At 68.8% G+C, this 20928-nt stretch carries 18 protein-coding genes and 1 pseudogene; 7 read left to right on the forward strand and 12 right to left on the reverse strand.

Going from position 1 to position 20928, the window contains the following annotated elements:
* Positions 1-102 precede the first annotated feature (102 nt).
* Positions 103-888: a hypothetical protein gene (locus FDZ84_RS19715; RefSeq protein WP_168584109.1), complete on the forward strand. Its 786-nt coding sequence runs from the start codon at positions 103-105 to the stop codon at positions 886-888.
* Here the strand turns inward: FDZ84_RS19715 and FDZ84_RS19720 are convergent.
* The 4 genes from FDZ84_RS19720 to FDZ84_RS19735 form a co-directional block, all read right to left on the reverse strand.
* Entirely contained in the window at positions 880-3075 is a 2196-nt protein-coding gene (locus FDZ84_RS19720) for a DUF262 domain-containing protein (RefSeq protein ID WP_246868286.1), read from the reverse strand. The genes FDZ84_RS19715 and FDZ84_RS19720 overlap by 9 nt on opposite strands.
* A gap of 776 nt (positions 3076-3851) precedes the next feature.
* Positions 3852-4061: a YbdD/YjiX family protein gene (locus FDZ84_RS19725; protein ID WP_168587114.1), complete on the reverse strand. Its 210-nt coding sequence runs from the start codon at positions 4059-4061 to the stop codon at positions 3852-3854.
* A complete protein-coding gene (locus FDZ84_RS19730; RefSeq protein WP_168587115.1) occupies positions 4058-6202 on the reverse strand; it encodes a carbon starvation CstA family protein in 2145 nt (714 codons plus the stop codon). Before FDZ84_RS19730 ends, FDZ84_RS19725 begins: the two co-directional genes overlap by 4 nt.
* Positions 6203-6421: 219 nt before the next feature.
* Positions 6422-7246, reverse strand: coding sequence for an LLM class F420-dependent oxidoreductase (locus tag FDZ84_RS19735; protein WP_168587116.1), 825 nt, complete (start codon positions 7244-7246; stop codon positions 6422-6424).
* 466 nt (positions 7247-7712) lie between these two features.
* On the opposite strand from FDZ84_RS19735, the gene FDZ84_RS19740 reads away from it, so the two are divergent.
* The 3 genes from FDZ84_RS19740 (at position 7713) to FDZ84_RS19750 (ending at position 10079) form a co-directional block, all read left to right on the forward strand.
* On the forward strand, positions 7713-8261 hold the full coding sequence (locus tag FDZ84_RS19740; RefSeq protein ID WP_210435002.1) for a SigE family RNA polymerase sigma factor: 549 nt from the start codon (positions 7713-7715) through the stop codon (positions 8259-8261).
* A complete protein-coding gene (locus FDZ84_RS19745; RefSeq protein ID WP_168587117.1) occupies positions 8258-9286 on the forward strand; it encodes a hypothetical protein in 1029 nt (342 codons plus the stop codon). Before FDZ84_RS19740 ends, FDZ84_RS19745 begins: the two co-directional genes overlap by 4 nt.
* 109 nt (positions 9287-9395) lie before the next feature.
* A complete protein-coding gene (locus FDZ84_RS19750) occupies positions 9396-10079 on the forward strand; it encodes a hypothetical protein (protein ID WP_168587118.1) in 684 nt (227 codons plus the stop codon).
* Positions 10080-10190: 111 nt separating this feature from the next.
* On the opposite strand, the gene FDZ84_RS19755 is transcribed toward FDZ84_RS19750, so the two are convergent.
* The gene (locus FDZ84_RS19755) at positions 10191-11444 is read right to left on the reverse strand and encodes a hypothetical protein (RefSeq protein WP_168587119.1); all 1254 of its coding nucleotides are present in this window, start codon (positions 11442-11444) and stop codon (positions 10191-10193) included.
* A gap of 428 nt (positions 11445-11872) precedes the next feature.
* Between FDZ84_RS19755 and FDZ84_RS19760 the strand changes: the two genes are divergently transcribed.
* The gene (locus FDZ84_RS19760) at positions 11873-12349 is read left to right on the forward strand and encodes a DUF3145 domain-containing protein (protein WP_168590193.1); all 477 of its coding nucleotides are present in this window, start codon (positions 11873-11875) and stop codon (positions 12347-12349) included.
* A 79-nt stretch (positions 12350-12428) separates the two neighbouring features.
* On the forward strand, positions 12429-13001 hold the full coding sequence (locus tag FDZ84_RS19765) for a hypothetical protein (protein ID WP_168587120.1): 573 nt from the start codon (positions 12429-12431) through the stop codon (positions 12999-13001).
* 373 nt (positions 13002-13374) lie between these two features.
* On the opposite strand, the pseudogene FDZ84_RS40030 reads toward FDZ84_RS19765, so the two are convergent.
* The 7 genes and pseudogenes from FDZ84_RS40030 to FDZ84_RS19800 all read right to left on the reverse strand — a co-directional run.
* Positions 13375-13548: pseudogene (locus tag FDZ84_RS40030) on the reverse strand (helix-turn-helix domain-containing protein); the annotation flags it as partial.
* A gap of 131 nt (positions 13549-13679) precedes the next feature.
* Positions 13680-15116: an acyl-CoA carboxylase subunit beta gene (locus tag FDZ84_RS19775; protein ID WP_168587121.1), complete on the reverse strand. Its 1437-nt coding sequence runs from the start codon at positions 15114-15116 to the stop codon at positions 13680-13682.
* Between the two features lie 150 nt (positions 15117-15266).
* A complete protein-coding gene (locus FDZ84_RS19780; RefSeq protein WP_168587122.1) occupies positions 15267-16511 on the reverse strand; it encodes a beta-ketoacyl synthase in 1245 nt (414 codons plus the stop codon).
* Positions 16508-16747, reverse strand: a complete 240-nt coding sequence (locus FDZ84_RS19785; RefSeq protein WP_168587123.1) for an acyl carrier protein — start codon at positions 16745-16747, stop codon at positions 16508-16510. Before FDZ84_RS19785 ends, FDZ84_RS19780 begins: the two co-directional genes overlap by 4 nt.
* A 68-nt stretch (positions 16748-16815) precedes the next feature.
* Positions 16816-17796, reverse strand: coding sequence for a beta-ketoacyl-ACP synthase III (locus FDZ84_RS19790; RefSeq protein ID WP_168587124.1), 981 nt, complete (start codon positions 17794-17796; stop codon positions 16816-16818).
* The gene (locus FDZ84_RS19795) at positions 17793-18713 is read right to left on the reverse strand and encodes an ACP S-malonyltransferase (RefSeq protein ID WP_168587125.1); all 921 of its coding nucleotides are present in this window, start codon (positions 18711-18713) and stop codon (positions 17793-17795) included. Before FDZ84_RS19795 ends, FDZ84_RS19790 begins: the two co-directional genes overlap by 4 nt.
* Before the next feature lie 196 nt (positions 18714-18909).
* On the reverse strand, positions 18910-20124 hold the full coding sequence (locus FDZ84_RS19800; protein ID WP_210435004.1) for a CdaR family transcriptional regulator: 1215 nt from the start codon (positions 20122-20124) through the stop codon (positions 18910-18912).
* A 438-nt stretch (positions 20125-20562) separates the two neighbouring features.
* On the opposite strand from FDZ84_RS19800, the gene FDZ84_RS19805 reads away from it, so the two are divergent.
* On the forward strand, positions 20563-20796 hold the full coding sequence (locus FDZ84_RS19805; protein WP_168584110.1) for a hypothetical protein: 234 nt from the start codon (positions 20563-20565) through the stop codon (positions 20794-20796).
* The last annotated feature ends 132 nt before the right edge of the window (positions 20797-20928 follow it).

The following is a 20928-nucleotide window of genomic DNA, read 5'->3' on the forward strand; positions in this document are numbered from 1 at the left end:
TCGTCCACCAGGAGAAGTGCTGGACCCGTGGCGCTGCCGGTCCGGTAGTGGTCGGCGACGGCGGTCACCCTGTCCATATCGGACACCGCGAGGTTGAGGCCCTTGGCGCCGGTCGGTGCGCTCGTAGGATTCCACCGATTACTCGGACTGCACACCAACGACGCATACGCCTTTCTGGCCGGTACACACCAGCGCATGCCGGGTGCGGCATCATTGGCGCGGAAGTCGATTATTGGGGGCTCGATGAACGAGACGACGCACGCCTTTCGGCGCTTGTGCGAGAACCTCAAGTACGCCCGGGGCCTGGTGGACGGTGGGCGTCGCTTGGAAGCGCAGGACATCCAGGACTTCGACGTGACGGACCTGTATCGCTCGGCCTGGGTGATGGCCGTTGCTGCCCTCGACCACTGGGTGTTCGAGGAGATCCGCCACCGGGCTTTGGCGCTGCTGCTGAAGCCGGATGGGCCGAAGCCCTCTGGGCTGCGCAAGCTGAGCATTCCCGTCGACCTCTTCGACCGGATCCACTACGGTGGGGAATCGCGCGAAGCGGTCTTCGGGGAAATGCTGGACCGGGAGTTCGGGCACGAGTCGTACCAGAACCCGCGCTACATCCAGGAGGCCTTTAAGCACGTTTCCGACGTCAAGCTCTGGGCCGAGGTGGCGAAGCGGGCTCATGCGCATGGCGATCAGGTGGATGCCAAAGAAGTGCAGGCTCGGCTCAAGCGGATCATGGAGCGACGGAACCAGATCGTGCATCAGGCGGATTTGGACCAGGCAGATCCAAATCGGCGGCAACCGGTATCCGCGGAGGAGGCCGCTGCGGTCATCTCCCGCCTGGAAGAGACCGCCGCGTACATCGTCATGGCGTTGGACGGTGGTTCACGCTGACTTCTTCTGCTGCCGTCGGTGCTCGATGAGTGCCCAGCGCAGAGTGACCATCCCGCTGTCGGCCTCCAGCTGCCAGAAGTCCTGCCCGTCCAGGGAGGACCCGGCGAAGACGGTCAGCGTGGCCAGGCTGGAGTAGACCTCGCCGTCGAACTCGAATGAGCCATCAGATCGGACGGTAACCACCTTGTCGCCGGACGCGGAGTACAACCGGACGCCGTCCGCGAGCACACCGCTGCCGAACAGGTCTGTCGCTTCGTTGCTACGCTTGTCGGCGGATTCTGCGGGAGTTTCCAGGTAACTGCGCGTCGGAGGCTGGTAGGTGGGTTGGTAGGTAGTCTCGCCGATTTTGAAGAACGCCTCGCGGATGACCTTCGCCATGCGACTGCGACGTTCGGCAAGGAACTCCTGGAAGTCCATCTGTTCCCAACCGTTCGGCAATGCGTGGTGTCTCAACTGCATTTGGAGCTGGTTCTCGCCGATATTCTTGGCTGCCAGCTGCTCCGGCCAGAATGCGCTCGGAGCCCGGTCGGAGATGCGGATGTCATCGACCCAGTCGACGATCGTCATGTTCGCGATCTGGTTGTACTGCTTGGAGCTGTTTACGCCCAGCGCGTTTTCTAGATAGTCGCGGGGGAACAGTCGGTGGCGTTCGACATTCCGGGTGGCGAGCACGGACGGGTTTAGGTGGCTGCTCACCTTGCTCGTCGACAGCAGCACGTCGGCTTCTAGGACGTTCAGCGCGGCGAGGTAGCTGTAGAGTGCCGGCGATCCGGATGCCGAGGTGTTCAGCTCGTTGGGCAGCGTGATTGTCCAGAAGTCGCCGGTGAGCGTGTCGTCGATGGTCCGGTTCAAGCGGTCGAGGAAGGACTGCGCGTCCTTGGTCGCGAGAGCATCGATTGCGGATAGGTCCGATTCCGCGCGGCTTTCGAAGGAACCCGTGTACCTGCTGGTGATCTGGGCCATGAAGAACCAGCGGGCGATCGTTTCCCGCAGTTGGTGGACCGGCACTTCATACTCGATGCGGCCGATCAGCCAGAGCGCGTAGCTGTACATGACCGTGTTCTGGCTGGAGATAATCCGGCCGCTGCTGAAACCGGCGTGGTCCAGGCAGCGCAGGAACTCGTGCCAGTTTGACAGGTCGAGGACCTGCGCTTGGGCCTGCTGCAAGCGGGCGAACTGGCCCTGCCGATCAGCGGAGTCGAGCTTGCCGCCCCGCATGTCGTGCCCGCGCAGGAGCGAGTACACCGCACGTAGCACAGCCCGCCGAAAAGCCACGGCGATGATCACGCGCAGCAGCTGCGGTGGCTTGGGCTGCAGATGCCAGTTGAACGAGGTGTTCGCTTTGATGCTGGGCTGTCGGCTTTCCTGCGAGAACTTCTCCAGTTCGCGTCGTCCGTCGTCCCAGAACACCGACATCAGGGTGAGAATGAAGTCGGACTGGTTGAGCGGGGTGCCCTTGCTGTTGATCCGCACGAAAATGTCCGAAACCTCCTCCGGATCGGCCGCGCTGGACAGTTCGACAGCGTGGAAGGTGTAGTTCCGGATGGCGTGCAGCTGTCCGATGGCGTTGGCCAGCTTGTCCCGGTCGATGTTGTCGAGTTCGCGGTGTTCCTGGAGCCGGGTGAGGAAGTCGTCGATGACCCGATAGGTGCCGTCAGCCCAACCCGCCGCGATGTCGGGGATGAACTCGGGATTCTTCTCCACCGTCGCGTCGTGCACCCTGAAGGCCCCGTCGGCGGGCCGGAAGGCGATCCGGATGTGCACATCCTCGAAGTCGTCGGACAGCACGGGTACGCCGGTCAGGGCCGCGAACAGGGATGTGATGCGCTGTTGGCCGTCGACCACGAACAAGCGTGGTCCGGACTGCTTCGCATCCGTGCCGATCTGACGGGATTCCTGCTCGGCTCGGGCTTCCCACAGGTGCAGGCTGCCGACCGGGAAGCCTCGGTACAGCGAGTCGAAGAGGTCGCGCACCTTACTGGTATCCCAGACGAACGGGCGTTGCAGGTCTGGCAGCGCGATCTCGCCCTTACCGACCCGCCCGACAAGGTCGTCGACCGAGTACGTGGTGTTCTTGAACAGCGTCATGCCGTGGTGCCCCCAAGCGCTTCGACGAACGACGCCGGATAGTACCGATCCCGTGACGTACAGCGACAGGTGCCCGTCGATCCGCCATGCGGAACTCAACCCGGATGCCCGATTTTCCCTAACATTGCGAACTTCCGCGGTCGGGGAGGAGGTCGGGGAGGCGTCGGTCTTGGGGTGGGGCTGGAGCGCACGTCCGGAGTGCGTGGCAACCGTAGGTTTCGACGTGGTGGTGGCGTTGTCGCTCGAAGTCGATTCGCGCGCAAAGCTTGGAGACGCTCAGCGCAACGTTGCAAGCCGCGGAGTGCTGGTCGCGGGCACGGCCGACCCGAAGGAGGACGGCAGCGAATGCGAGCGCGAAAGCGGCAGCGCAGGTGGCCATGATCCCCACGGTCACTCATCATCACATTCGCGGTCTGGATAGCTCCCCGCTTATTGGCTGCGAGTGGGCATCAGAACTGGCCGCCGACACTCCCAGTGCACAGTCAGCTGGCCTGACCGAACTTGTTGTTCTTGAGGCCTTGCATCAAGGAGTCGGCCTGGGTGCGAGTGAAGAGCAGAACACCGACTTTGGGGGCCTTGCTGTCAGTCCCGCTTCCTCGCGAAGCCGACGAAGCGTTTCTGTGAGCTGCCACCTTCGCACGGTCGCGTTAGCGAGGCCGTTGTCCTGGGCCACCGTCAACCTCCACAGTCCCGGGCACGCTGTTCGAGGTCATCAGCACCGACCGCAGTCTCCGCATGAGCCTGACATCTGCGAAGGAAGCCCAGCGTGCCTTCAGCTGGGGCAGCCATATCTTCAGCGTGCGCCAAATGAGTGAGGGGCACCCGTGACCGAGTAACCGGGGTCACGGGTGCCCCTCACCGTGGTTGCCGCTGGTTCAGCAGCAGCGGGAGCCTGGGGTGGCGTCTTGGCGGTCCACATGGCGGCGCCAGAACGCCCGCTCCGTCAGCGGTTCTTCGTCCGAGTGGTTTCGGCGGTGGTGGTCGAGGTAGCGCTCGTAGGCGTTCTCACCCACCACGCCGCGCACGATCTGCCAGGCCGTGCGGGCGGACCCGCGCAGCCTGGCCAGGATCGGCGTGCCGGTCATGTGCTGGCCTCGGCCTTCCCGGCCGCCGCCAGCTCCTTCTGAGTCTGCTTCTCCTCAACCGTCGGGATCAGCCCGGATGGGGCCCAGATCTTCGACTCCACGTGCGGCGCCTCGGTGCTCGGCAGCGGCGCGCTCGTGCGCAGCACCTTGATCCAGATCCGGACCGCGTCCACCAGCACGATCACGATCAGCAGCGCGAACAGGATGCTGAGCACACCGTCCACGGTGGAGTTGACTACGACCTTCTGCATCTCCTCGACGGTGTGCGCCGAGCCCTTGCTGGTCTGCCCGGCGTCCAGCGCCGCCTGGTAGGCCGTGCGCTGCGCGAAGAAGCCGATCTTCGGGTCGACGGAGAAGATCTTCTGCCAGCTCGCGACCAGCGTCACCGCCGCATCCCAGGCCAGCGGCACCAGCGTCACCCACGCGTACTTCGCGCGGCCGGACTTGATCAGGATCGTCGTGGCCACCGCCAGCGCCACCGCCGCCAGCAACTGGTTGGCGATGCCGAACAGCGGGAACAGCTGGTTGATGCCGCCCAGCGGGTCGTTGACCCCGGCCCACAGGAAGTAGCCCCAGGCGCCGACGATCACCGCGCTGGCGATCCAGTTGCCCGGCTTCCAGCTGACGTCGCCGAAGCGCTTCCAGACGTTGCCCACGGTGTCCTGCAGCATGAACCGGCCCACCCGGGTACCGGCGTCCACAGTGGTCAGGATGAACAGCGCCTCGAACATCACCGCGAAGTGGTACCAGAACGCCTTCATCTCGTCCCCGCCGATGACCTGCGAGAACACCTCGGAAAGCCCGACGGCCAGGGTCGGTGCGCCGCCGCTGCGGCCGACCAGCGTGTGCTCGTCCACGGCTGCGGCGGCCGCCGCCAGCTGGTCCGGTGTGATCTGGAAGCCGATCCCGGCGACCGCCTGCGACGCCGACTGCAGCGTGTCGCCGAGCACCGCGGACGGCATGTTCATCGCGAAGTACAGGCCGGGATCGATGATGCACGCCGCGGCCAGCGCCATGATCGCCACGAACGACTCGGTCAGCATCGCGCCGTAGCCGACGACCCGGACCTGCGATTCCTTCTCCAGCATCTTCGGCGTGGTGCCCGAAGACACCAGCGCGTGGAAGCCGGACAGCGCACCGCAGGCGATGGTGATGAACACGAACGGGAACAGCGAGCCGGGGAACACCGGGCCCTGACCGTTGAGCGCGAAGTCGGTGATCGCCTCGGTCTTCATCATCGGCATCGCGATCAGGATCGAAACCGCGAGCAGCACGATGACGCCGACCTTCATGAAAGTGCTCAGGTAGTCGCGTGGCGCCAGCAGCATCCACACCGGCAGCACCGAGGCGATGAAGCCGTAGGCGACCAGCGCGAAGGTCAGCTCGTTGCCGGAGAGCGTGAACAACCCGGCCAGCGACGAGTCCGCGACCCAGCTGCCGGCGACGATGCTCAGCAGCAGCAGCGCCACGCCTATCACCGAGGTCTCGACGATCTTGCCTGGACGCAGGTAGCGCAGGTAGAAGCCCATGAACAGGGCGATCGGGATCGTCATGCCGATGGAGAAGGTGCCCCACGGGGAGCCCTTCAGCGCGCCGACCACGACCAGCGCCAGTACCGCCAGCAGGATGATCATGATCGCTAGTACCGCGATCAGCGCCGCGATGCCGCCCACCGGGCCGATCTCCTCGCGGGCCATCTGTCCGAGGCTGCGGCCGTTGCGGCGGGTGGAGAGGAACAGCACCACCATGTCCTGCACCGCGCCGGCGAAGATGACGCCGATGATGATCCAGATGGTGCCCGGCAGATAACCCATCTGCGCGGCCAGCACCGGGCCCACCAGCGGGCCGGCCCCGGCGATCGCCGCGAAGTGGTGGCCGAAGAGGACCCGGCGGTCGGTCGGCTGGAAGTCGGTGCCGTTGTTCAGCCGCTCCGCCGGCGTCGCGCGCGTGTCGTCGACCTTCAGGACCTTGTAGGTGATGAACCGCGCGTAGAAGCGGTAGGCGATGGCGTACGAGGCGAGCGCCGCGAACACCAGCCAGGCCGCGGAGATCTCCTCGCCGCGGACCAGTGCGATGACGCCCCACGAAATTGCGCCGACGACCGCCACCAGCACCCAGATGGCGCTTTCCTTGGGACTCATCTTGCGCTTCCGAGCCGCCCCTGTGCTCGGTGCCGTTATCTCAGCCACCGTCCCAAGACCCCATTTCTCCGTTGTGCTGTGTGGATACGACTGGCAAAGCAGACACGAGGATCGACTTGCATGTCCCCGCATGTCCAGCCCGTTGCCTGGAAGTAACCAGGATGTAAGACACGGCTGACTTCCGGTCACCGGCGTCCGGCGAGGTTCGCGACCGCCCGTTCAGCCGAGGCTTTCGGCGAGTTCGGCCAGTTCGTCCAGCCTGCGCGAGGATTCATCGCGCGGGCGGGTCGGCAGGTAGAACAGCGTGCGGTCCACCCCGGCCGCCGCGTAGGACTCCAGGACCGCCGGATCGCGCGGCGCCGCGTAGACCGCGACCGGCACCCGCCAGCCCGCCCGGTCGCGCACCTTCGCCACCAGTTCTCCGAGGTTTTCGGTGCCGCCGCGCGGAAGCCAGCCGCCGCCGTACTCGGCGACCCGTGCGAACGACCGCTCGCTCTCCCCGCCGACGTAGATCGGCGGGTGCGGCCGCTGCACCGGCTTCGGCCAGGAGTAGATCGGGTCGAAGTCGACGTGCTCGCCGTGGAACTCGGCCGCGTCCTTGGTCCAGATCTCCCGCATCGCCCGGATCCGCTCGTCCATCAGCGCGCCGCGGGCCGCCGGGTCAGTGCCGTGGTTGCGCATCTCCTCGCGGTTCCAGCCAGCCCCGACGCCGAAGATCATCCGGCCGCCGGAGATCAGGTCCAGGCTGGCGACCTCCTTGGCAGTGATGATCGGATCGCGCTCGACGACCAGCGCGATCCCGGTGGCCACCAACAGCCGCTCCGTGACCGCGGCGACCGCCGCTAGCGCGACGAACGGGTCCAGCGTGCGGTAGTAGATCCGGGGCAGCTCGCCGCCGGCCGGGTAGGGCGACTCCCGGCTGGCCGGGATGTGCGTGTGCTCTGCGATGAACAGCGAGTCGAACCCGCGTTCCTCGACGGCCCGGCCCAGATCCGCCGCGCCGATCCCCTCGTCGGTGATGAACGTGGAAATCCCGAACTTCATCGCATCCTCCTGAAAGCTGTTGCCGAACTCGTTTGCGTGGCGGTGCGGGTGGCGGAACCTTGGGCTCCGGAATCCCCGCGTTGTGCGTGTCCGATGCGCGGCGCTGGGGACTGGCTTCGCCAAGAGCCCCCGATAGGTTGGGCCGAGCCCCTTCGGCGCTTCGAAGGCGAGGTTCGAAGCTACTTCCAATGCAGTCTCCCGCCGCGTCAGCACCACAGACCTACCGCCGCGGACGGCCGGCGGCAAGATTTCCCACCGGAGGCGGCCCCATACACCAGTCGCGCGGGGCGGAAGTGCATGGGGCTGACCAAACCTGATCCATCTGGGTCGGGGTGCGCAGAAGCCGCCAGGAGATCATCATCGATCGGTGCGCCGGTAAACTTCGCCGCCGTTGGGCGCAGCCAAATTGATAACGAGTGAAACCCGGCCACAACCAAGGAGGGGGTCTTGGGCGTCGTGCAGATATGTGACGGTGTCGATCGCATTGCCCGTGACCGCCTGGCCGGGCGACGGGCTGGCGGCAATGGATGAACTGACTAGCAAGCTGACCGACCTGTACCAGGAGCACTACCGGCAACTGCTGCGCATCGCGATCCTGCTGGTGGACGACCGTGCCTCCGCGGAGGACATCGTGCAGGACGCCTACGTGCGGGTCTTCGACTCCCGCTCGCGGCTGCGCGATCCGGACAAGGCGCTCGCCTTCCTGCGCCAGGCGGTGCTCAACCGGGCCCGGTCCATGCTGCGGCGCCGGTTGATCGCCAAGAAGTACCAGCCGAAGCTCGCCATCGAGGACAGCCAGCCGGACGACACGGAACGCGGGGTGGACCGTGCGGTGCTGGCCGCAGCGCTGGCGAAGCTGCCGCGCCGGCAGCGGGAGGCCGTGGTGCTGCGCTACTACGCGGATCTCAGCGAGGCCCGCACCGCCGAGATCATGGGCTGCAGCCAGGGTGCGGTGAAGTCGTACTGCTCGCGTGGGGTTTCGCGACTGTCGGATCTGCTGGGGGAGAGGGTGTGAACGACGGGAACAGCACACGGGACGTGGACCTGCTGCGAGCGCAGCTGCACCGGCTGGTCGAGGACGTGGAACCCAAGCCGGACGCGTTGCCCCGGCTGCTGGCGGCCACGCGCGGGCGGAGGTCGCCGCGCCGCCCGCTGCTCGCCCTGGTCGGCGCGGTGGCCGTTGCGGCGGCCGCGTTCGTCGTGGTCTCGCTGGGCATTCCCCGCCAGCAGGAACCCGAGCCGGTCAGCGTCCAGCCGGACAGCTACCTCGCCGCGCCCGCTCCCGGTGTGATCGCCTCCTTCGACTTGCGGTCCGGCCGGGAGAACCAGGAGGTCGCCCGCGTCGACGGGGCCGACGCAGGTGTCCTGGCCACCGACCGCGACCGGGTCTACACCACGGTGTCCACATCGGACGGTCGCCGGATCGTCGAGGTGCTGCTGCGCGGCGGGCAGCGGGTGCTGCCCGGCGACATCGGCGACGGGCGGTTGCTGACCGCGGGCGGTGGGCGCGTCGCCTACCTCGACGGGAAGGCCGTGGTGGTCGTGCACGACGGCGGCCAGCAGCAGCGGATCGCGATCCCGCCGGAACTGCGGGTGGACGACCTGGCGTTGGCCGATGACGGCCGCCTCGCGGTGCTGGCCGGGCATCAGGGCAGCCAGGCCCTGGTGCTGCTGCTCGCGCCGGACGCGACCTCGCTGGCCGGGCACGTCGATGCGGTGCCGGACGCCACCTGCGGCCCGGTGGCGATTGCCTGGTCCGGACGCGACGTCGCGGCGCTGCAACCGGTGGACTGCGGCGGCGAGCAGGCTCGGGTGGCCACGTTCGCGGCGGACAGCGGGCGCAAGATCGGCGCTGGGGTGCCGTTCCGGACCCCGCCGCTGGCCGCGGGCCAGGCACGGCTGTCCACGGACCCGCTCGGCCGCTTCCTGGTGTCCACCAAGGGGAAGGGGCAGTGGCTCGTGGACGGCTCGGTGATCCGCCCGATTCCACCGGCCTGCACCGACGACGGTGCTTGCGCGGAAGGGCCCGGGGTCTTCTGAAGCCGGTCACGCTCCGCAGCGCGGACACGCCCTCGATTTGATCAATGCCGGACCTGATCGTCGCCGGGCCCGGACGATCGGCAGCGGCTTTCCGGTCCCGAGGACAGGGGTGGACGTGCAGGCGCAACAACGGGAACTGGCGCGGCTCTACCAGGCCGCGTTGGACCGGCCGAGGTGGCAGCAGGTCCTCGCGTTCGGGGTGTCGCTGTGGACGCTGGCCTGGATCGCCGGCCAGTTCCTGGTGCCGGAGGACGGGCCGACCGCGCTGGACGTGCTGGGTCGGCTCGCCGCCCGTTTCGGGCTCACTGGAGGCGAGTGGGCCGAGCGCCTCACCGAGACCTGGCAGAGCGGCGGCGGCGGTTTCGCGCTGCTGGGCGGACTGCTTTGGGCGGCCACCACCGAGCGCGGCCAGCTGCCGGCGCTGCTCGGCTGGATCTCGGTGATGCTCGGCGCGGAACGGCTCGGCTACCAACCGGCGATACTGCTGGCGGTGGCGACCATGGCGGGGTTCGTGCTCGTGCTGTGGCTGGCGGCGCTGACCAGCGACCGCTTCGTCGACCGCCGGACCACGTTGCTGCCGCGCGACGTGTTGCGCGCGGGCGTGACGGCGGCAGCGCTGTCGGCCGTCGTCCCGCTGTTCGCACCGGCGTTGTTCCTCGCCCGGCTGGGAAATCCCTACCTGACCAAGGCCCCGAAGATCCTCTCCGCGGACCGCGCGCCGGCCCGGGGCGGCTCGTCCCGGATCCCCGAACAGCCAAAACCGAACGAAGTTCGCGAACCCGGGCAGTCGTGACCGCGCAACCCGCCGCAATTTCCATTGAAATCGAAGGTCCGATTTCCATTGAAATCGAAGGTCCGATTTCCATTGAAATTGCGGCGGACCCGGAGCGGGGAGAGCGGTGCGTCAGGGCTGGGGCGTCAGGCGGAGGCCGCGTTCGGCCAGCGCGCGGAGTCCCACGTCGTCCGGGCTGGAGGATCGGTGCCGCCACACGGTTTGCACGATCCGCACCTGGTTCCCGTTCTGCTGCACGGCCTGCGCCGCGTTGTCGAACCCGTCGGGGCCGTCCGGCCAGCCGGAGCCCTCGGCGATCAGATCCGTGACGCCACCGGTGCCCGCGGCATCGGCGAGTTCCCGCAGCTCGCTGGCCGCCCCTTGGTCGGGCAGTTCGACAATGACCACCGATACGGCGGCCGGCCGACCCGAAACCTGGGTGTCGAACACCGCGCGGGTCAGGCTCCGGCACGACCGCTGCTCGAACCAGCGCTGCACATCGCCGAACGAGTGCTGGGCGCACGAGGCGTCGCGAGCGGTCACCATCTGCGCGAACTCGACGCCGTCGGCCCGCTGGATAGGCGGGGTCCGCGGCGGCGGGCTAGCGGTGGGTTTGCCGAGCGTCAACCACATCCCGATGACGACGCAGAGCGGCACCAGCGCCGCCGCCGCTACCGCGATCAGCCTGTCGCGCGGGGCGAATCGCCGTGCCGCCGCTGCCGCTGGCTGGCCGGTGTACTTCGGGATCAGCATGGTGTCCGCTGTGGCCAGATCCACGGCCCCGGATTCCGGGAAGCCCTCGCCGGCCAGCTCGGCGAGGCCGAGCTCGCAGTTCTCGTCGAGCACCCGCAACAGCCGCTGGGCGGGTTCAACGGGGCAGGGGTGTTCGTAGGTGGCCAGCTCGCGGGCGGCGGCGAGGATGCTGGTCGTGTTCGGCGAAACCACCCGCACCCCGCGGTGCAGGTCGGTGGTGGGCTGCGTGACCTGACCGGCGTACGGGCCGACCACCACGATCGCGGCCACCGGCAACGGTTCCAGCCCGCGCGACTGCAGGCTGCGCGCCAGCGCGGCCGCCGATTCGAGCCCCTCCAGCCCGGGGTTGACCGCGCCCTCGGTGCGCACCAGCGGCCAGCCGTCGACCCTCCACGGGGTTTGCAGCGGCGCGTCGACCTTCAGCGCGGGCTCGGGGAGATCGAGCCCGAGCACCACGACCACCCCGCGGGGCAGCACGATCACCGCGTCTAGCGGGCGCGGGCTACCGGGCGGGCGGCAGCCGAAGGCGGCGACCCCGCCGAGCACCGAGCAACCGGTGCCCCATGCGGAGATGGCCGCCCGGATGTCGGCGCCGACCTGGGACGGTTCCGCACCGAGCCGCACCAGTCGCATGACGACCTCCAAGATCCGGCGGACATCGCGCGCCGACGATCACCCGCTGTTCAAGCTGAGACGTTAGTCGGGGGGACCAAGTATTGTCGCGAGTTCCGACTTTCGTCCGATCGAGTGGTGTCCACCACTCTCCGGCCTGTCGTGCACTGGTGCTTTCGAGCGACCCGGAAAGCCCGTGGCAACGCCTCGGATCTGCGATTACCGCTATTCGGCGCAGTCGGTGCCGGGCCGGGCCGAGCGGTGCAGGTCGCTCGCGGACGCGAGACGGATGACGACGTTCTGGTGGCGGACCGCTCCATCCGCAATGCAGAATGGCGCCGCACCTGTTGATCGCCAAGTACGCGAGGTCGTAGGGGAAGACGTCCCTCGTCGAACAGCGGAGGTCAGCAGTGAGCACCCGTGGCAGCGACCGTGGCCGCACATCTGGTGTGGTCTACGTCCACTCGTCGCCGTCTGCGGTCTGCCCGCACGTCGAGTGGGCGATCTCTGGCGCACTCGGCATTCGGACAGAACTCCGCTGGACGGCACAACCGGCAGCCCCAGGGCAACTCCGCGCGGAGTGCAACTGGACGGGCGAGCCGGGTACCGCAGCGCGCTTGGTCACCGCGCTGCGCGCGTGGCCGATGCTGCGCTTCGAAGTCACCGAAGACCCCAGTCCCGGGGTCGACGGGCAGCGGTTCTGCCATGCGCCCGGGCTGGGCCTGTGGCGGGCCTGCACCAGCGCCAACGGCGACATCATGGTCAGCGAGGACCAGCTGCGGACCCTCGCGGCCAACGCCAAGGGCCCCGAGGCCTTCGGCCACCGCGTGGACCAGCTGCTCGGTGCCGCCTGGGACGACGCCCTCGAACCGTTCCGCCGCGCCGGCGACGGCGCTCCGGTGACCTGGCTGCACCGGGTGGGCTGACGCGCGGTTCGCGAGGATGATTTCCGGTTCTTGCCGGAACCACCGCTCGCGAGCGATCTCGGTGTGAAAGGCTGAGACCGTGCGTTCCTGGTTCAAATGGGGTCTTCCGCTGGCGGTCGTCGTGCTGCTCGGTGCGGCGGGCGGTGGGGTGCTGCTGGCCGAAAACGTCTACCCGCGCGCGCTCACTCAGCAGAACTCCCAGGCCTCGCAGTTGGCCGGGTGGGTCAAGTCCCCGATCGGCATCGTCTACACCCCGGATGCCGCGGCGAGCCCCGATCTGCCGGGCGTGCGGTCCCTGCTGGACAGCCACTTCAGCTCCATCAACGAGCGGAACTACGACCGGTGGAAGTCCACAGTGGTCCCGGAGAAGTGGCAGGAGCTGCCCAAGGACAAGTGGTTCGACAACTACGGGACGACTCGCGACTTCGGCTGGACGGTGCACCGGATCGACCAGGGAGCGGACGGCTCGCTGCTGGTGATGCTGACCTTCATGAGCGAGCAGGCCCTGGAAGACGCGCCACCGCAGCTCCAGGCGACGTGCGTGGCCTGGAACGTGGTGTACCCGCTGGTGTTGGACGATGCGGGCAGGAGCTTCCGGCTGGACACCAGCAAACTGCCCAACAGCGCCCTGCTCGACTACTGCAACCATTGACTGTCACGTACCAACGACCGTCCGCGTCACGGGAGACCACGACCATCGTGGGATCCAGCGCGGCGAACGTGCCGGCGTCCCAGGACCACACGAACCGCAGTGGCGTGGCCTGTTTGGCGAGGAACAGTTGTCCCTCGCGCATCCGGAACGCCGAGCGAGTGTAATGCGCCGACTGGCGCCCGTTGCGGGACTTGAACCGGGGATACCGCGCACGCCCGGCGAAGAAGTTCTCAAGACGGGGTGTGCTGGTGCCGAGCGTCTGCTGCAACGGCGCGCTCGACACCTCACCGAGGAACGCCAGCTCCTCGGTCTTCTTCCACCGCGTCAAGGCCGCGTCGGTTTCCTTGTACGAGATCCGGCGGCCTTCGTCATGGTAGGTACGGTGGCGTTCCTCGAGGGTCTTGTGCCACACCAGGCGCACACACCCGAACGTGCGCCCCAACCGGGCCCGCTGTTCGTTGGCAATTGAGCGCACCCCGCGCGCGGCTAGCGACGCGACGAACTTGGTTTCGGCTGTCGCATTCGCCGGAGCGTAAGCAACGCCCATGCCGGACCAGACCAACAACCCGGTCCTTCAGTAGTGCCGCCTCTCGGTGCGGGGCGGCCTTCTTACCGGTCAGGGGTCGTGAGTGTTCGTTCCGGTAAGAACCGGATTTGTCACTCACGAGCCGCAGCCGGTCACAGCGGGATGTTGCCGTGCCAACCGCGGCCTGCGGGGGCAGCGGCCAGTGCTTCGGCGACCCGGCGGCGGGTGGTCTTCGGGTCGATCACCTCGTCGACCACACCGATCGACATCGCCCGGACCACCCCGCCGGCGACCCGCTCGTGCTCCTCGGTGAGCTTGGCCTGCAGCGCCTCGCGCTCCCCCTCGGGCGCGGCGGCCAGCGTCTTGCGGTGCAGGATGCCGACCGCGGCCTTGGCCCCCATCACCGCGACCTCGGCCTCCGGCCAGGCGAACACGGTGGTCGCGCCCAGCGAGCGGGCGTTCATCGCGATGTACGCGCCACCGTAAGACTTGCGGGTCACCAGCGTCACCCGCGGCACCACGGCTTCACCGAAAGCGTGCAACAGCTTCGCGCCACGCCGCACCACTCCGCCCCATTCCTGGCCGACCCCGGGCAGATAACCGGGCACGTCGACGAGCACCAGCAGCGGCACGCCGAACGAGTCGCACATCCGCACGAACCGGGCGGCCTTCTCCGCCGACAGCGAGTCCAGGCAACCACCCTTGCGCAGCGGATTGTTCGCGATCACACCGATGCTGCGGCCGCCGAGCCGACCGAGGCCGACCACGATGTTCGCAGCCCACTTGGCCTGCAACTCCTCGAAGTCCGCACCGCCGTCGGCGCGGGCGTCGAGGATGCCGCGGATCACCGGCTTGACGTCATAGGCACGCTGCGGGCGGTCCGGCAGCAGCGCACGCAGATCGTCGGCGCCCTGCACGGAATGCAGGTCGAACACGCCCGGCCTGGCGAACAACCCCGTCAGCCGCCGGGCCCGCACGTACGCGTCGGTCTCGTCGTCGGCGACCACGTGCACCACGCCGGACTTCGCGCCGTGCGCGGAGATACCGCCCAGACCCTCCTGGTCGATCTGCTCGCCGGTCACGCTGCGGACCACATCCGGTCCGGTGACGAACACGCGCCCGGCCGGGGACATGATGACCACATCCGTCAGCGCCGGGCCGTACGCGGCGCCACCGGCGGCCGGGCCCACCACCACCGAGATCTGCGGCACCCGACCGGACGCGCGGATCATCGCCGCGAACATCCGGCCCATGCCATCCAGCGACTCCACCCCCTCGGGGATGCGGGCGCCGCCGGAATGCCACACGCCGATCACCGGGCAGCGCTCCCGCACCGCCACGTCGATGGCGTCCACGATGTGCCCGCAGCCCTCGGCACCCAGCGCGCCACCCATCTTGGTGGCATCGCTGCAGTAGACGACCACCTTCGTGCCATCGACACGGCCGCGCACCGCGAACATCCCGCTGTTGTCGCGCGGGTGCAGGGGCTCGATCGACTCCGGATCGAGCAGCTGATCCAGCCGCACCTCGGGATCACGCGGATCCCGCTGCTGCTGCACGCTCTCCGGCCGGCTGGCCACTGCGGTCATCGGATCCTCCGGGAAGTCGGTGTTGGTACGGCCGCCGGGCGACGAGATTCGGCTTCGCCGACGGGCGACCGACTGCCTGCGGTTTCGTCGTACCGCAGAGCGCGAAAGGACGGGCTGAGCAACGGCTCAGCCCGTCCTTTACGGGAACGGTCATGCCCTGGCGAAGGCGAGCGCGACGTTGTGCCCACCGAAGCCGAAGGCGTTGTTGATCGCTGCGGTCTGCTCGACGTGCCGCGGCTTGTCGGCCACCACGTCGAGCTCGACCTTCGGGTCGATCGTTTCCAGGTTCCGGGTGGCCGGGATGATGCCGTGCCGCAGCGAGAGGATCGTGATGATGCTCTCCACCGCACCGGCCCCGCCGACCAGGTGGCCCAGCGATCCCTTCGGCGCGGTGACCACCGCGCGGTCGCCGATCGCCTTGCGCACCGAGTTCGCCTCGCCCACGTCGCCGACCGCAGTGGACGTCGCGTGCGCGTTGACGTGCCCGATGTCCGAAGGCTGCAGGCCCGCGGTCTGCATCGCCTTGCGCATCGCGGCGACCTGGCCCCGGCCGTCCGGCGGACTACCGGTGATGTGGTAAGCGTCGGAGGTGATGCCCACGCCTGCCAGCCGGCCGTAGATCCGAGCGCCGCGCGCCTTGGCGTGCTCCGCGCTCTCCAGGATGACCACGCCGGCGCCCTCGCCCATCACGAACCCGTCGCGGTCGACGTCGAACGGGCGCGAGGCGCGCTCCGGGTCGTCGTTGCGGGTGCTCAGGGTCCGGGCCTGGGCGAAACCGGCGATGGTGATCGGGTGGATGCAGGCCTCCGCGCCACCGGCCACCACCACGTCCGCATGCCCCTGCTGGATCATGTCGAAGCCCTTGGCCAGGCCCTCGGCGCCCGAGGCGCAGGCCGACGCGGGGGAGTGCACTCCGGCGCGGGCCCGCACGTCCAGGCTGACCATCGCGGCCGGGCCGTTGGGCATCAGCATCGGCACGGTCAGCGGCGAAACCTTGCGCAGCCCGCTCTGCTGCAGCAGGTCGTTCTGCTGCAGCAGCGTGATCGGTCCGCCGATGCCGGTGCCCAGCGACACGCCCAGCCGGTCTGGGTCGACCGGCTCGTTGTCGTCGGTGGGCAGCTCGAAACCGGCGTCGGCCCAGGCCTCGCGGGCGGCGATCACGGCCATCGCCTCGCAGCGGTCCATCCGCCGCAGCTGAACGCGGGGCAGCACCTCGCTCGGGTCCACCGCCACCGGGGCGCCGATCTTGGCCGGGAGTTCGAGCCGGTCCACCCACTCGGCTTCCAGCCGGCGAACGCCGGAGGCTCCGTTGACGATTCCGTCCCAGGTGGACGCGACGTCACCGCCCAGCGGTGTCGTCGCGCCCAGCCCGGTGATCACGACATCCGCTGTCATGCGTTCTTGGTGATGTAGTCAACCGCATCACCGACGGTCTTGAGGTTGGCCAGCTCGTCGTCCGGGATCTTGACCCCGAACTTGTCCTCAGCCTGCACGGCGATCTCCACCATGGACAGCGAGTCGATGTCCAGGTCGTCGACGAAGGACTTGTCGATGGTCACGTCGGCGGCGTCGACACCGGCGACCTCTTCGACGATGGCGGCGAGACCGGTGCTGATTTCCTCGTTCGACACGGGTAGTTCCTTCCTGGTTCTTGCGTTCCGCACCGCGGCTCGGTGACCCGCGGCAGCTTTCGGGTGGCTCAGGGGCAGATTGCGACCTGGGCCGAGTAGCACAACCCGGCGCCGAAGCCCACGAGCAGCATCACGGCACCGCTGGGGATCTCCCCCGCGGCCCGCATGTGGTCGATGGCCAGCGGGATGGACGCCGACGACGTGTTGCCGGAGTAGACGATGTCACGCGCGAGCACGAGGTCGTCACGGGCACCCTGGGACTGCAGCTTCTTGGCGATGGCCTCGACGATCCGCAGGTTCGCCTGGTGCGGCACCAGCACGTCCACATCGGACATCTGGAGGCCGGCCGCCTCGACCGCGCGAACGGCCACCGGGGCGATCTGCGTGGTCGCCCACCGGAAGACCGCCTGGCCCTCCTGGTAGATGTACTTGCCGTCGCGCAGGTAGATGGTGTCCGCCAGGTCGCCGGCGCTGCCTAGCACGCCCGGGCCGAGCTCCGGCTCCTCGGCCGGACCGACCACCGTGGCACCGGCGCCGTCGGCGAAGATGATGCAGTTCCCGCGGTCCTCCCAGTCCAGCCATTCCTGGAACCGCTCGGAGCCGATCACCAGCACGTTGCGGGCCGAACCGGCGCGCACCGCGTCCGAGGCGGTGGACAGCGCGTAGACGAACCCGGCGCAGGCGGCATTGAGGTCGTAGGCGCTCTTGGCCTTGATGCCGATCTGGTCGGCGACCTGGGCCGCGGCGTTCGGGATCCCGCCCTGCATGGTGCAGGTGGCGACGATCACCTGGTCCACATCGGACGGTGTCAGGCCCGCGTCGGCGACCGCCTTCGCGCCGGCCTCGACGGCCATGCCGACCACCGTCTGGTCGTCGTCGCCGAGCCGCCGGTGGATGATGCCGACGCGCTGCCGGATCCACTCGTCGTTGGTGTCGACGATCTTGGCCAGGTCGTCGTTGGTGACGATCCGGTTGCCCTGCGTGCTGCCGAAGCCGAGCAGCTTGGTGCCGGCCGGGATGGGGTTCTGGGCAATGCGGGGTCGCGTCACGCGTCGCTCCCGAGCAGGTCGGCGACCTTGTCCAGGTCGGCAGGGGTCTTCAGGGCGACGGTCTTGACGCCCTTGAGCTCGCGGCGCACCAGGCCGCTGAGAGCGCCGGCGGGCGGGAATTCCACGACCGCCTCGACACCGTGTTCGGCCAGCGCCGCCATGCAGGTGTCCCAGCGCACCGGGCTGATGACTTGGGAGACGAGCCGCTGCACGATCTCGGCGGCGTCCGTGACGACCGCGCCGTCGGCGTTGGACAGCAGCGGCAGGGCGGCGTCGGTCGCGGTCACCTTCTCCGCGTGCTGGGCCAGGGTCTCCCGAGCGGGAGCCATGAAGCGGGTGTGGAAGGCACCGGCCACCGGCAGCGGGCGCACCCGGGCACCGACCGGCGGTTCGGCGGCGAGCTGTTCGAGCGCGGGCACCCGCCCGGCGGCCACGATCTGGCCGGCGCCGTTGCGGTTGGCCGGGTCCAGGCCGAGCTGTTCGAGGTGGGCGACCACGTCGTCCGCCTCGCCGCCGAGCACGGCGGCCATGCCGGTCGGCTCCAGCGCGCAGGCGGCAGCCATCTCGCGGCCGCGCACGGCGGCCAGCGAAACGGCGTCGTCGAAGGTCAGGGCGCCCGCGATGGCGGCGGCGGCCAGCTCACCGACGGAGTGCCCGGCGACCGGGGTGCCGTCCGGGATCGTCACCCGGCGGCGCAGTTCGACGGCGGCGATCAGCGACAGCGCCACCACCAGCGGCTGGGTGACCGCGGTGTCCTTGATCTCGTCCGCGTCGGCGGTGGTGCCGAGGCGGTGCAGGTCGAGGCCGGTCAGCTCGGACCAGGCGCCGACGCGTTCGGCGGCACCATCCAGCTCAAGCCACGGGTTGAGCATCCCTGGGGTCTGCGACCCCTGTCCGGGGGCTAGAAGCGCGATCACTCTTGCTACTGAACACGTCCGGGGGTGATCGACGTGATGACGGGAGTGACGAAGTCCGGACCGCAAAGTTGTGGAGTGTCTACAAGCGAGCGGGTGACCAGGCGCTGCCCGGCCCCGAATCGTTGTCGGCCGTGCCCGGTTGGTGACTGAACCGTGAACATCGGTAAATGCCTGCTGCGGCGGGTGATCGGTGCGGTCACCACAGGCCGCGGGACTTGGCGAGCCGACCCACCGCGAGGCCGACCCGGAGGACGTGGGCGTCGCGGGCGTTGGACGGCGTGTGGCCGGTGAGTTCCGCCACTCTGCGCAGCCGGTACCGCACGGTGTTCGGGTGCACGTAGAGCTGCCGCGCGCAGTTCTCCAGCACACCGCCGACCTCCAGGTAGGTGTCGACGGTCTCCATCAGCGCGCCGCCGGCGTCCACCAGCGGCAGCACGATCCGCTCGACCAGCTGCCGTTCGGCCTCCGGGTCGCCGGCCAGAGCACGTTCCGGCAGCAGGTCGCCGGAGGGCACCGGGCGCGGCGCGGTCGGCCAGGCCACCACGGCCCGCAGCGCGGACATCGCATCGCCGGCCGACCGGTGCGCCTCGGCGAGGCTCGGCACGGTCGGCCCGGCCACGACGGGGCCTTCGTCGAAAGCTTCGGACAGCCGCTTGGCCGCCTCATCGTTGGTGCGCGCGTCGCCCGGCCCGCCGAAGACCACCACGAGCCGGGTGCCCTGCACGCCGAGCAGCACCGGGCAGCCGAGCCGCGCCGCCCGGCTGCGCACCTGGTAGATGATGGTCGGCGGGTCGTCCGACGGTGCGTTGCCGACTAGCACGGTCGCCTCCGACGACGGCTCCCAGCCGAGCGCGGCGGCGCGGGAGAGCAGCGACTCCTCGGCGTCGCCGCGAACGATGCCGTCGACGACGAGCGCTTCCAGCCGCGCGTCCCACGCACCGCGGGCCTCCGCCGCAGCGGCGTATGAGGTGGCTGCCGCGAACGAGATCTCCCGCGTGTAGCGCAGGATCGATTCGGTCAGGAGGGTGCGGTCGGGCACCTCGGCCGCCAGTTCGGGCAGTTGCCGCTCGAACACGTCGATGGCGACCCGGACCAGCTCCAGGGTCTGCCGCAGGCTGACCCACCTGGACAGGTCCCGGGGCGCGGTGCGGAACGCTTCGGCGGTCAGCCGGATCGCCTCGGTCGGGTCCTGCAGCCACGCAACGAAGTTGTTGGCCCCGGTCTGGGTGACCAGCAGGACGCTCGCCCGCTGGTCGGCGGGCAGCCGCCGGAACCACGGGAGGCGTTGTTCCATCTCGCTGACGCTGGCGCTGGCCAGTCCGCCGGTGCCCCGTTCCAGTCGGCGAAGGGTGGCCGCGGAGACCTGCCGCTGCGTACCGGTATCCCGCTCACCTGCGCGTTCGGTACTCATGCCCTCAGAATCGCACGCCGCCGATCAGTCCCGGCGGGCAGCGGCCGTCCTGTGCGGGCAGGCTCACAGCGCACCGGCGCTCCAGCAGATCGGCAGTTCGACACGGGCTGCCGCAAGCGGCGTAGCCGACTTGGCCCACCCTCTCGGCTTGCACCGCCGCTGGGTTCAGCTATCCGCACCGCAATCCAAGAAGTTGGAAACGCTCAATGCGTACCCTGCCGAAATCGCGGCACCGTGGTGGCTGACCTTGACCTGATCGGCCTCGGGAAGCGACGCGTTCGCGAGGAAAACGGTGGCGGTGGCCGCGTCCTCGCTCAGATACCCAAACGAGGGAAAAAATCGCTCTTTCGGGGAGCCTGTCGCGGTTGCCGTTAATCCATTCGCCCGAAACGATCTCCGGCGCACGCGAATTCGCTTCTGTTTTGTCGAGGAGGAAAAGTGAGAGCCCTCCAACAGGGACTGGCCGGGGCCCGGGCTGCGGTCGAGACGTTCGTCCCGAAACTGGCCATATTCCTCGTCGCCGGGGTCGGTGGCGGTCTGATCCGGCCGATGCGGCAGCGCTGGAGCCGGTGGCTGAACAGCGCCGAGGCCCCGTTCGCGCCGACTCGAAGGGCAAGCAAGAACGGCGCGAAGCCCGAGACCGGTGACGCCGGTGTGGGCGGTCACGCGTGATCGCGTGTCGTACCGACTGGTGGTTGGGACTCACCCGTTGGGTGGGTCCCGCCCCTTTTTCACGCACTTGGCCGTGGTCGCGCGCGTGCGATCACGACACCATGAGTGAACGGATCAAGCCGGGAGAGTGAT

Origin of the sequence: Saccharopolyspora sp. ASAGF58 (genome assembly GCF_012277335.1) — a bacterium.
GTDB lineage: Bacteria > Actinomycetota > Actinomycetes > Mycobacteriales > Pseudonocardiaceae > Saccharopolyspora > Saccharopolyspora hattusasensis.